The organism is Micromonospora sp. NPDC049799 (assembly GCF_040656655.1).
Lineage (GTDB): Bacteria > Actinomycetota > Actinomycetes > Mycobacteriales > Micromonosporaceae > Micromonospora.
Window position 1 is genome coordinate 1 of sequence record NZ_JBFAMU010000123.1, and the last position, 11,966, is coordinate 11,966.

Sequence of the window (11,966 nt, forward strand, 5' to 3'; positions counted from 1 at the left end):
GGCGGGGCCCGGCCAGCGCGGACGCGGCCACCGCGCCGCCGACCGTGGTGGCACCGAACGCCGTCGGCACCGGACCCGGCTCGTGGAACTCGGGACGCTCGCCGTCATCGGCCCGTACGTCGTGGGCGCGGGTGCGGTCCGGGTCCGTGTCGTCCCGTCCGTCCCGTTCGCCGGCGACCGCCGGGTCGTCGAAGGTGCCCCGGTCGTCGAGCGCGTCCTCGGGGACCTCGGTGCGGGCGGCCCGGTCGCCGGGCGGCGGCACCGCGACCGGCGCGGAGCGTACGGCTTCGGGGTGCTCGTTGGTGACCTGCTCGTCCTGGCGCATCGCGGGGCTCCTCAGCGGCTTGTGGCGTCGTGGGACGGGTCCGGGTGGCGCTGCTCGGGCGGCCGGTTGCCCACCGGCTCCTCGCCGAGCAGGTCGGCGAAGAGGGCGCGGTAGTGCACGACCGCCTGGCGCAGTTCCTCGGTGCTCGCCTCTCCCCGCGAGTTCCGCAGGTGGATCTCGTGGGCGTCCCGGTAGTGGGTCAGCGTCCGGGCGTGATCCACGGAGAGGTGGGCGATCTGGTCGGAGAAGTCACCGGTCGGGTAGCCGCGTTCGGCGATGAGCCGGGTGACCAGTGCGTCCGCGTCACCCACGGTCTCGGCCGGCGAGTCGATGAATCGGACCTGGAGTTCCTCCCAGGCGGCGGCGTACCGGGCCCGGCCCTCGGGGCTGAGCGGGGTGAGCGTGAGCTCGGCGTGCCGGCGTTCCCGGTCCCGCAGCTCCCGCTCGGCGGCGGAACGGTTGTCCTGTTCGGCGACGACGTGGTCGTACTCCGGGCCGAACCGGGACCGCAGCGCCCGGCGGCGCGCGTACGCCCGGCCCGCCACGACGAGCGCCGCGATCACCAGTACGACGAGAACTATGACGATTACCTGCGTGGGCGACATGGCTCCTCCTTCGCCCCCCGGTATTCCCTCCGTCGACTGATCGCCAATCCCGATCCGGGACACTTTCCTGTCCGACGGGTAAACCTCGTGGTCCCGGAGTGGCGCGGATGGCCAGGGCAGGCGCCCTTGACTTGAACGGTTCCAGGAAGCGAGCAGGGCGGCCGTTCCTCGTCGGGTGGCTCCGCCCGGGCATCGTGACGCGACGGACGGTAGTGCAATCGGGCAGCGATTACGTATCCTGCCCAAGGCGTCCGCCAGTGACGTCCGGCTGACATGCCGGACGTGGTCCGACCGGACGCAGCCCGGCCGGTGCCGGCGCCCCCGCAGCCACACCTTCCGGGCGAGGTCTGATTGAACACACGCGACTGGCCGATCCGCTCCAAGCTGACCGCGCTGGTCGTCGTCCCGGTGACCGCGCTCCTCGCGCTGTGGATCTTCGCCACGACGCTCACCTTCGGCCCGGCCCTCGACCTGCTCGCCGCCCGCACCCTGCTGTACGACCTCGGCCGTCCCGGCGAGACCGTGGTCGCCGAGCTGCAACGGGAACGACGGCTGTCGGTCATCCAGTTGTCCGGCACGGCGGAGCTGCCCGGCCTCGCCGAGCAGCGGCAGCGGACCGACCGGGCGGTGGCCGAGCTGTTGCGCCGGATCGCCGGCGACGACCTGCGGGACGCCGCCGGCGACCTCCTCGACACCCGGCTCGACCAGCTCGTGGTGGCCCTGGACGCGTTGCCCGCAGGCCGGGGTTTCATCGACCGGCGGCAGGTCGACCGGGCCGGCGCGGTCGGCCTCTACAGCGGAATGATCACCAGCGCCTTCCAGGCGTTCGCCGCGATGGCGGCCCTGCCCGACCCGGAACTCAACCGGCAGGCGCTGGCGGTCACCGCCCTCGGTCGCTCCCGCGAGTTGCTCGGGCAGGCCGACGCCCTGCTGGCCGGCGCCTTCGTCTCGGGCCGTTTCGCCGAGGGCGAGCACGGCCAGTTCGTCCAGGCCGTCGCGAACCACCGCTACCTCGTGGAGTCGGCGGTCGCCGACCTGCCCCCGGCGGAGCGGGCGGCGTACCAGCGGCTGACCGAGCAGGAGGCGTTCGGCCGGCTGCGTACCCTGCTGGACACGGCCGTCGCCGCGTCCGGGCGTTCCCGGCCGACGGTCGCCCCCGAGACCTGGGTGGCCAGCTACGACCGTGTCCAGCAGGCGATGCGGGAGTACGAGCTGAACCAGGCCGACGGGTTGGCCGACCGCTCGGTGCCGACCGCGGTCCGCATCCTCGTCCGGCTCGCCGCCGCCGGGTTGCTGGGCCTGGTCGCCGTCGTGGTCGCGGTCGTCGTGGCGTTGCGGGTCGGCCGGTCCCTCGCGCACCGGCTCACCGAGGTACGCACGGCCGCGCTGGAGACGGCCGACCGCCGGCTGCCCGACGTGGTGGCCCGGCTGCGCCGCGGTGAGCAGGTCGACGTCGCCCGCGAGGCACCCCCGCTGGAGTACGGCGCGGACGAGATCGGCCAGGTGGGACGCGCCTTCACCGAGGTGCAGCGGACGGCGGTGCAGGCGGCGGTCGACGAGGTCACGCTGCGGCGCGGGCTCAACGAGGTCTTCCTCAACATCGCCCGACGCAGCCAGGGGCTGGTGCACCGGCAGCTCGCCCTGCTGGACCGGATGGAGCGGCGCACCGAGGATCCGGACGAGCTGGCCGAGCTGTTCCGCGTCGACCATCTCGCCACCCGGCTGCGGCGGCACGCCGAGGGCCTGGTGATCCTGGCCGGCTCCGCGCCGGGCCGCGGGTGGCGGCAGCCGGTCGCGGTGGTCGACCTGATCCGCGGCGCGATCAGCGAGGTCGAGTCGTACGACCGGGTGGACATCGCCACGGTGGCACCCGCCGGGACGTCGGGGCGGGCCGTCGGCGACGTGATGCACCTGCTCGCCGAGCTGATCGAGAACGCCACCGCCTTCTCCCCACCGGACACCCGGGTGGAGGTCTCCGGGCACCACGTCGCCAACGGGTACGCGGTGGAGGTCAGCGACCGCGGTCTCGGCATGTCCCCGGCCGCGCTGGAGGACGCCAACCGGCGGCTGGCCCGGTCCCCGGAGTTCGACCCGACCGAGACGGCCCGGCTCGGTCTGTTCGTGGTGGCGAGGCTCGCCGCCCGGCACGGGGTCCGGGTGCGGCTGCGCCCGTCGGACACCTCCGGGCTGACCGCGGTGGTGCTCATCCCCCCGGACCTGGTCACCGAGGAGCCGGCGCTCCCCGTCGACCAGGACGCGGGGACGGCCGTCAACCCGGTCCGGAGGAAGACGGTGCCCCGGCCGCGTGCCGCCCGACCCCCGGTGACGGCGCCGTCGGCCCCGGTCGCCGTCGCACCGGGCGCGGCCCCCGCACTCCCGGCGCCGGCCGAGGTGCTCGGCGAGATCGACGGCCTGCCCCGACGGGTACGCCGTGCCGCCTCCCCGGGGGTCACGGCGCCGGGCGGGCGTCCGGCGGCCGACCGCACTCCGGCGCCGGCGTCCGGGGTCGACGGGCCGACGGTACGGCAGCCGGCTGTCGGGACGGCCACGCCACGTTCCCCGGACGAGGCGCGGCGTTTCATGGCCGCGCTCCAGGCCGGCACCGCGCGCGGTCGGCTGGCCGCCGGTGGCGCTCCCTCCGCCGCCGGGCCCGGGACCCAGACCGAAACTCCCACCACGACTGAGAGGGACGCCTGATGCGGCATCCGACGAAGCAGAGCGCCGACCTGGACTGGTTGCTCGACGAGCTGGTGGAACGGGTGCCGCCCGCGCGGCAGGCGGTCGTGCTGTCCGCGGACGGGCTGCTGCTCGGCGCGTCCGCCGGCCAGGACCGGTCCGACGCGGAGCACCTGTGCGCCCTGGCCTCCGGTTTCGCGAGCCTGGCCCGCGGCGCCAGCCGGCACGTCGCGGGCGGACCGGTGCGCCAGACCGTGGTGGAGATGGAGTCGGCGTACCTCTTCGTCACCGCCGCCGGCCAGGGCGCCTGCCTGGCGGTGGTGAGCGAGGCCGACGCGGACATCGGCCTGGTGGCGTACGAGATGGCCATGCTGGTGACCCGGGTGGGGGAGAACCTGACCGCCCCGGCCCGGTCGACGGCGGAGGCGGCCGATGCGGGCTGAGTCGCCCGGGACGCAGCACCAGTGGCTGGACGACGACGCCGGCCCGGTCGTGCGTCCCTACACGCTCACCGGCGGCCGGGTCCGGTCCTCGCACCGCTTCGACCTGGTCGCGTACGTGCTCGCCGAGCCCGGCGCCGACCCGGCCGGTCACCCGGACCTCCAGCCGGAGCACCGGCGGCTGGTGGCGCTGGCCTCCCGGCCCGTCCCGGTGGCCGAGCTGGCATCGGACCTCGACCTCGCGGTGGGTGTGGTCCGGGTGCTCCTGGGCGACCTGCTGGCCCGGGGGCTGATCACGGTGCACCAGCCGCCGGCCGCGAACCTGCCCGACAACGACATCCTCAAGGCGGTGGTCGATGGACTCCGTGCGCTCTGACGGGCCCGACAGGCGGATCCCGCTCGCGCTGAAGATCCTGGTCGCCGGTGGCTTCGGCGCCGGGAAGACGACTCTGGTCAGCGCGTTGAGCGAGGTCCGGCCGCTGCAGACCGAGGAGGTGCTGACCGGAGCCGGTATCGGCACCGACGACACCTCCGGTGTGGAGACGAAGTCGACCACCACGGTGGCGATGGACTTCGGGCGGATCACGATCAACGAGGACCTGCAGGTCTATCTCTTCGGCACGCCCGGCCAGGACCGCTTCTGGTTCCTCTGGGACGAGCTGGCCTTCGGGGCGCTCGGCGCGGTGGTGCTGGCGGACACCCGGCGACTGGCCGACTGCTTCCCGTCGATCGACTACTTCGAGGAGCGGGGGATCCCGTTCGTGGTCGGCGTGAACTGCTTCGACGGTTCTCGCCGGTTCAGCCTGGAGACCGTACGCCAGGCCCTGGACCTCGACCCCGACGTGCCGCTGGTCCTCTGCGACGCCCGGCACCGGCAGTCCGGCAAGGAGGTGCTGATCGCGCTGGTGGAGCACGTGGCCCGACAGCGCGGTGAGCCCGTGTCGGCGATCTGACCCCCGGACCGGTCCGTGTCCGGAAATGCCGCGGATTTCCGTGTGGGGGACCGGCGGACCGGGAAGCCTCTGGTTGGATCGACGGAGGAGTTCGGCGGAGGGCGGGTCCGGTGACAGGTCAGGGTGCGATCGTCCACATCGGCTGCTACACGGCAGAGGGCGGCGGGCGGGGCACGGGCATCGTCGCGGCGCGCCGGGATCCGGAGTCCGGTGCGCTGACGCCTCTGGGCACCGTCGCGGCCACCCCGTCACCGTCGTTCCTCGTCCGGCATCCCCGCCTGCCCGTGCTGTACGCGGTCAACGAGCTGCCCACCGGTGAGGTCAGTGCCTTCCGGGTGGGTGCGGACGGCGACCTCGACCTGCTCGGCGTCCGGCTGACCGGCGGCTCCGCGCCCTGTCACCTGGCGGTCGCGCCGGACGGTGGGCACCTGTTCGTGGCGAACTACGGCGACGGCAGCGTGACGGTGCTCCCGCTCGACGAGCGGGGGGCGCCGGGTGAGCGCAGCGACCGGGTGCGGCACGAGGGGCACGGTCCCGACCCCGAACGCCAGGAGCACGCCCACGCCCACATGGTGAGCCCGGCGCCCGGCCGCGGGCCACTGCTCGCGGTGGACCTGGGCACCGACTCGCTCTACCGGTACGACCTCGACGCCGGCTCCGGCCGGCTGGTGCCCCGGGGGCCGCGGGTGCGGACAGCGGCCGGGACGGGCCCCCGGCACCTCGCCCGGCACCCCGACGGTCGTCGCTGCTGGCTGGTGGGGGAGCTGGACGGATCGGTGGGGGCGTACGAACTGACCGACGACGGCGCGCTGCACGAGCGTGGGCGTGTGGAGGCGAGCGGCCGGGCCGGTCACGTCCAGCCGTCCGAGATCGCGGTCGGGCCGGACGGTCGTTTCCTGTACGTGGCGAACCGGGGCATCGGCACGGTGTCGGTCTTCGCACTCGACGGTTCCCTGCCCGAGCTGGTGGCCGAGGTGGAGACGGACGGGGAGTGGCCGCGGCACTTCGCGCTGACCGGATCCCACCTGTACGTCGCGGACGAGCGGGCCGACATGGTCCGGGTGTTCCGGGTCGATCCGGCGAGCGGTGTGCCGACCGCCGTCGGGGAGCCGGTCCCGGTGCCGAGCCCGACCTGCGTGCTCCCGTGAATCCTTTGCGCATTTCGCAACGTCTTGCGGCCGACTGGTTACCCGCAGTCACGAAACGGCGATCAACTGTTTCTCCTGCGTAACTTTCGTCCGAACGGTTGTAGTAGTTGTCGCAACGGGTCCGCAAGATGGTCAGCGTGTCAGCAGGCCGCCATCGCATGCGTTCCAACATCCACGCCGCCGGAGCTGCCGCAGCGGTCGGCGTACTCGCCGTCACCGCCGGCGGCTACTTCGGCTACCAGCAGCTGGCGCAGTCCGACTGCTCCGGGAAGATCGACCTCGCCGTCGCCGTGGCGACCGAGCTCGCCCCGGCCGTCGACGCTGCCGCCACCCAGTGGGAGCAGGACGGAGCCGCGGTCGGTGGAACGTGCATCGACGTGACCGTCTCCGCCTCCGAACCGGTCGAGGTGGCGGCCACCGTCGCCGCCAAGCACGGTGCGACCCTCGCCGGCGTGGGGCAGGCCAGCGGCACGGCGGTCAGCCCGGACGTATGGGTACCGGATTCCTCCACCTGGCTGCTGCGGCTGAAGACCGGCGGCGCGACCGCCTTCGACCCGGGCAACGGATCGTCCATCGCGCGCAGCCCGGTGGTCGTGGCGATGCCCCAGCCGATCGCCTCCCAGTTGGGCTGGCCGGAGAAGAAGCTGAGCTGGGTGAACCTGGTCCAGCGGGTCAACAGCAGCAAGCCGCTGAAGACCGGCATCGTCGACCCCACCCGGGACGCCGCCGGCCTCTCCGGGTTGCTCTCGTTGACCGCAGCCGCCGCCAGCGCCGGCACGGACGCCCAGAAGGACACGGTCGGGGCGCTGCGGGCACTGGCCACCGGTCGTTCCAACATCCGGCAGGACCTGATGGCGAAGTTCCCGACCGCCGAGGACCCGACCACGATCGCTCGCTCCCTCGGCGCGGCGGCCCTCTCCGAAGAGGACGTGATCGAGTACAACAGCAAGAAGCCTCCGGTGCCGCTGGCGGCGCTCTACCTGGAGCCGGCATCCATCCCGCTGGACTACCCGTACGCGGTGCTGCCCGGTATCGAGCCGGCGAAGGCGTCCGCCGCCCGGGTGCTGTTCGAGGTGCTGACCCACCCGTCCTTCCAGAACCGGCTGGCCGCGCAGTCGCTGCGCGCACCGGACGGCAACTGGGGCGAGGGCTTCACCGCGCCGCCGGGCGCGCCGAGTCCGGCCGGTGGTACGGCGAACCCCCCGTCGAACGGCGGCGGGGCGGCCGGTGCCCTGGACCCGGGCGCGATCGAGCGGGCCGTCTCGAGCTGGTCCATCGCCACCCAGTCCGGCCGGCTGCTCTGCATCATCGACGTCTCCGGCTCCATGACGGCGAAGGTGCCGACCGCCAACAACGCCACCCGGCAGCAGGTCACCGTGGCGGCGGCCCAGCGCGGCCTGAACCTGTTCGACGACTCCTGGCAGATCGGCCTCTGGACGTTCTCCACGAAGCTCGACGGCGACAAGGACTACCAGGAGCTGGTCGGCATCGGGCCGCTGTCGAGGCAGCGGGGCCAGCTGGAGCAGGCACTGGCGGGCGTCAGGTCCTCGAAGGGTGACACCGGGCTCTACGACACGGTGCTCGCGGCGTACAAGACGGTCCAGGACAACTGGGACCCGGCGCAGGTCAACTCGATCGTGCTCTTCACCGACGGCAAGAACGACGACGACAACGGCATCAGCCAGGCGGAGCTGCTGGCCCAGCTGAAGTCGATCAAGGACCCGCAGCGTCCGGTGCAGGTCGTCCTCATCGGCATCGGCAGCGAGGTCAACAAGGCCGAGCTGAAGGCGATCACCGACATCACCGGCGGCGGGCCCTTCGTCACCGAAGACCCGAACAGCATCGGCACGATCTTCCTGAAGGCGATCGCGCTGCGGAAGTCCGGTACCTGAGACCGGGAACGGAGTGGCGAGCCCGTCGTGGGTGCGGATCCCACGACGGGCTCGATCCGAGCAACGCTCGGATTTGGCAAACTGACGGCAATACGTCGGAAGCAATCGGTACGCATAGTTGTCGATGCAGGATGTGGTACTGCTCCGGCACGGCCGCTCACCTGTGAGCCGGGCCGGTGGACCGGGGCGGTCCGCGATCGATGTGGGGAGGTCCGGTGACGTCGTCGACGCTGTTGACCCCCACCAGGACGTCGGGTCCCGGCGACCCGCCGGCCGGTCGGCTGTCCCGCTCGGACGAGCGGACCTACGTCCGGTCCCTGGTGGTGCTGGACACCGCCGTACTGGTCCTCGCCGTGCTCGTCGGTTACCTCGCCCGCTTCGGCCGTACCGACGATCCGACCGGCTCCGACATCCCGTACGTCATCGTGGCCCCCGGCCTGGTGCTGGTGTGGCTGATCTCGCTCAAGGCGCTGGGCTGCTACGACGACCAGGTGCTCGGCTACGGCGCCGACGAGTACCGGCGGGTCTACTCGGCCGGCCTGCGTCTCGCCGGCGGCATCGCGATCGCCGGCTACATCTTCGACATGGGTGTCTCCCGGGGCTTCCTGGCCATCTCCTTCGCCGTCGGCACGGTCGGCCTGGAGGTGGCACGGTTCGCGGCGCGCAAGCGGCTGCACCGGGCCCGCTCCCGGGGCGCCGGCTGGTCGCGCAAGGTACTGGTGGTCGGCGACACCGCGCACGTGCTGGAGCTGGTGCACACGTTGCGCCGCGAGCCGTACGCCGGCTACCAGGTGGTCGGTGCCTGCATCCCGGACGCGCTGCTCGCGCCGGTGCCGCAGCGGCTGGGCGACGTGCCGGTGGTCGGTTCGTTCCGCGGGATCCCGGAGGCCGCCACGGCGATCGGGGCGGACACGGTGGCGGTCACCGCCTCCGGTGAGCTGACCGCGACCCGGCTGCGCCGGCTGGGCTGGCAGCTGGAGGGCACCGGGGTGGACCTCGTGGTGGCCCCGGCGCTGACCGACGTGGCGGGCCCCCGCATCCACACCCGTCCGGTCGCCGGCCTGCCCCTGATCCACGTGGAGGCGCCGGAGTTCCGTGGTGCCCGCAAGCTGGTCAAGGGTTTCGTCGACCGGGCCGCCTCGTCGCTGGCGCTGGCCCTGCTGGCGCCGCTGCTGATGGTGATCGCGCTGGCCATCAAGGTCGACAGCCGGGGGCCGGTGCTGTTCCGGCAGACCCGCGTCGGGCAGGGCGGCCGGGAGTTCGGCGTCTGGAAGTTCCGCACGATGGTCGTCAACGCCGACGCGCTGCTGGCCGAGCTGTCCGCCCGCAACGAGACCGACGGCCTCATGTTCAAGATGCGCGACGACCCTCGGGTGACGCGGGTGGGCCGCCTGCTGCGCAAATGGTCGCTGGACGAGCTGCCGCAGCTGGTCAACGTCGTGTGCGGGCAGATGAGCCTGGTGGGCCCGCGACCGCCGCTGCCGTCCGAGGTCGCCCGCTACGACGGCGACGTCGCCCGCCGACTGCTGGTCAAGCCCGGCATGACCGGCCTCTGGCAGGTCAGCGGCCGCTCGGACCTGAGCTGGGAGGACGGCATCCGGCTGGACCTCTACTACGTGGAGAACTGGTCCCTCGCCGCCGACCTCACCATCCTTTGGAAGACCTTCGGCGCGGTGCTCAACAGCCGCGGGGCGTACTGACCACAGCGGGAGTGGCCCGCGCCGGGTTGGGGGAGGCGGCCGGTCAGGGCTGCGGACCGGTCCAGTCCAGGCAGACCACCACCGCGTCGTCGACCAGGTCACCGGCGACGAAGGCGCGCAGGTCGCCGAGGAGTGAGCGCACCGCCTCCAACGGCTCCATCGGGCCGGTGCGGCGCAGGAAACGCTCCAGCGCCGTCTCGCCGTACCGGACGTCCTGGCCCGTCGCGTCGATGACCCCGTCGCTGACCACGAAGAGCCGGTCGTTCCGGTGCAGCGCGAACTGCTGCTCCCGGTAGTCGGTCGCCTCGAACATGCCGAGCGGGAACTGCGCCTCCAGCGGCAACTCCCGGACGTCACCGTCGCGCAGCAGCATCAGTCGGGGGGACCCGGCGTCGACCGCGGTCATCATCCCGCTGCGCAGGTCCAGCTCCAGCAGCAGCGCGGAGATGTGCTGGCCGCCCCGGTGCAGGTCGTAGACCGCCTGATCGGCCAGCGCCGCCTGGTCGGCGAGGCTGAGACCCGCGCGCCGGGCGTTGCGCAGGGCGTGTGTGGCCAGCGCGGTGAGCATGGAGGCGGCCACTCCCTCGCCCATGCCGTTGATCGTCGCCAGCCACACCCGGTCGCCGTCGTCGGACCAGTCGAAGCTGTCGCCGCGCACCGCGTACGCCGGCTCCAGTTGGCCCGCCAGGCTGAATGACGGGCGGACCCGGCTGCGCCCGGGGAGCATCTCCCACTGCATCTCGGCGGCGAGGGTCAGCCGGCGGGTACGCCGGGCGGCCCGGTAGACGTCGGTGCCGGCGGTGACCGCCTCGATCTCGTGTGCCAGGGCGGTGGCGATCTCCGCCAGCTCACCGATCACCGCCTCGTCGTCCGGCACCGGCCCGACGCGGAGCACGCCGCGCCGTTCCCCGCGCATCGACACCGGGAGGTACACGTCCGCGTCGGCGACGATCGGCGTCTGGTGGTCGAAACACCGCCACGCCGGGTGCCCCGGGCCGCTGACCGGGTCGCCCTCACCCAGGGGCAGCAGCACCGACAACCGGTAGTCGACCTGGAGCAGTTCCACCCGCTCGGCCCGGTACGACGTCGTCAGGATCGAGGAGATCCGATCGAGCAGGAGGTCGGCCGGCGCCTCGTTGAGCACTCGTCGTGCCCAGTTGACCGGTTCACTCATACCTGCTCCTTGATCACAAGCCCAGCGTTCGCTGAATTCGGAGTACTCTCGGGCACACCATGGCGGAAGTACACGGTCCACCGGGACCCCAGACGAGTATGGCTGCTGAGCTCGACGCCGCGGCGGGTGCCCTCGTGGCCGTCTGGGAGGCGGCGCGAGAGAGCACGACCAGCCGCGTCTCCGGCGCCCAACTACGGGTGATCATGGTCGTGGAGCAGCACGACGGGATCAACCTGCGCCGACTCGCCAACCGGCTGGGCATGCTGCTCTCCTCCGCCAGCCGGCTCTGCGACCGCCTGGTGGCCGCCGGCATGCTGGAGCGTGAGCCCGGCCGGCTCGACCGCCGGGAGATCTCGCTGCACCTCACCGGGGAGTCCCGCCAGCTCCTCGCCGAGTTGCGGCACCACCGCAGACAGCAGCTCGCCGCGATCCTCGCGGACATGTCGCCGGAGGGCGTCCAGGCGCTGTTGGCGGGTCTGTGCGAGTTCGACGACGCGGCGCGCCGCCAGGACGCCGCGCTGGCGTACGTCGAGCCGTGGACGGCCGACGGCGCCGGCGGCCCGGAGCGCACGATCGCGGGCCCGGAGTGGCGGGCCGACGAGCCGCCGGCGGTCAGGACGGCCTGAGTCCGGCCGCGTCCGCGCCGGTGGAACCCCGTGACGCGCGCGCCAGGCGCAGGTACCGGTCGGAGCGCGGGTGCTCCACCAGGGTGGCGGCGCACGCGGCGAGCAGGGTGTCCAGCACGTCGGTGCGGTCGGTCCGCGAGGACAGCGCCGCGCCCTGCCAGTCGGTGAAGTCGAGCAGCAGTTGCGGGTCGCCGACCCGGATCGCCGCCGCCAGCGCGTCGACCAGATGGGCCACGGCACTCGCCAGGATCTCGGTGTCCGCCTCGGGCGGATCCACCGCCGCGACGGCCGCCTGCACGATGTCACGGCGCCGGCGCAGCACCGCCACGTACTCGTCCGTCTCCGGCTCTCCGGACCGGCCGGTGTGCGTGGCCGACAGCAGCCGCCGGTCCAGCAGCCGCACGGCGTCGCGGGCGGACGCGCCCCA

10 protein-coding genes and 2 pseudogenes are annotated in these 11,966 nt (G+C 73.1%); 8 read left to right on the forward strand and 4 right to left on the reverse strand.

Going from position 1 to position 11,966, the window contains the following annotated elements:
- Both AB0I76_RS12410 and AB0I76_RS12415 read right to left on the reverse strand, forming a co-directional pair.
- Positions 1–325 (reverse strand): annotated as a pseudogene (locus tag AB0I76_RS12410) (hypothetical protein); the annotation flags it as partial.
- Positions 326–336: 11 nt separating this feature from the next.
- Positions 337–930 (reverse strand): hypothetical protein, encoded by a 594-nt coding sequence (locus tag AB0I76_RS12415; RefSeq protein ID WP_357033836.1) that lies wholly within the window; start codon positions 928–930, stop codon positions 337–339.
- A 351-nt stretch (positions 931–1,281) separates the two neighbouring features.
- On the opposite strand from AB0I76_RS12415, the gene AB0I76_RS12420 reads away from it, so the two are divergent.
- The 7 genes from AB0I76_RS12420 to AB0I76_RS12450 all read left to right on the forward strand — a co-directional run bounded on the left by AB0I76_RS12420 (position 1,282) and on the right by AB0I76_RS12450 (position 9,739).
- Entirely contained in the window at positions 1,282–3,627 is a 2,346-nt protein-coding gene (locus AB0I76_RS12420) for a nitrate- and nitrite sensing domain-containing protein (protein ID WP_357033838.1), read from the forward strand.
- Positions 3,627–4,049, forward strand: coding sequence for a roadblock/LC7 domain-containing protein (locus tag AB0I76_RS12425; protein ID WP_357033840.1), 423 nt, complete (start codon positions 3,627–3,629; stop codon positions 4,047–4,049). Before AB0I76_RS12420 ends, AB0I76_RS12425 begins: the two co-directional genes overlap by 1 nt.
- Positions 4,039–4,422, forward strand: coding sequence for a DUF742 domain-containing protein (locus AB0I76_RS12430; protein ID WP_357033842.1), 384 nt, complete (start codon positions 4,039–4,041; stop codon positions 4,420–4,422). Before AB0I76_RS12425 ends, AB0I76_RS12430 begins: the two co-directional genes overlap by 11 nt.
- A complete protein-coding gene (locus tag AB0I76_RS12435; protein WP_357033844.1) occupies positions 4,403–4,999 on the forward strand; it encodes an ATP/GTP-binding protein in 597 nt (198 codons plus the stop codon). Before AB0I76_RS12430 ends, AB0I76_RS12435 begins: the two co-directional genes overlap by 20 nt.
- 110 nt (positions 5,000–5,109) lie before the next feature.
- Entirely contained in the window at positions 5,110–6,147 is a 1,038-nt protein-coding gene (locus tag AB0I76_RS12440) for a lactonase family protein (protein WP_357033846.1), read from the forward strand.
- 137 nt (positions 6,148–6,284) lie between these two features.
- Positions 6,285–8,039, forward strand: coding sequence for a substrate-binding domain-containing protein (locus AB0I76_RS12445; protein WP_357033848.1), 1,755 nt, complete (start codon positions 6,285–6,287; stop codon positions 8,037–8,039).
- 215 nt (positions 8,040–8,254) lie between these two features.
- Positions 8,255–9,739 carry a sugar transferase gene (locus AB0I76_RS12450; protein ID WP_357033850.1) on the forward strand — a complete coding sequence of 495 codons (1,485 nt, stop codon included), beginning with the start codon at positions 8,255–8,257 and terminating at the stop codon, positions 9,737–9,739.
- A 43-nt stretch (positions 9,740–9,782) separates the two neighbouring features.
- On the opposite strand, the gene AB0I76_RS12455 is transcribed toward AB0I76_RS12450, so the two are convergent.
- On the reverse strand, positions 9,783–10,913 hold the full coding sequence (locus AB0I76_RS12455; RefSeq protein WP_357033852.1) for a PP2C family protein-serine/threonine phosphatase: 1,131 nt from the start codon (positions 10,911–10,913) through the stop codon (positions 9,783–9,785).
- Positions 10,914–11,011: 98 nt separating this feature from the next.
- On the opposite strand from AB0I76_RS12455, the gene AB0I76_RS12460 reads away from it, so the two are divergent.
- Positions 11,012–11,539 (forward strand): MarR family transcriptional regulator, encoded by a 528-nt coding sequence (locus AB0I76_RS12460; protein WP_357033854.1) that lies wholly within the window; start codon positions 11,012–11,014, stop codon positions 11,537–11,539.
- Here the strand turns inward: AB0I76_RS12460 and AB0I76_RS12465 are convergent.
- Positions 11,526–11,966, reverse strand: a pseudogene (locus tag AB0I76_RS12465) (hypothetical protein); the annotation flags it as partial. The gene AB0I76_RS12460 and the pseudogene AB0I76_RS12465 overlap by 14 nt on opposite strands.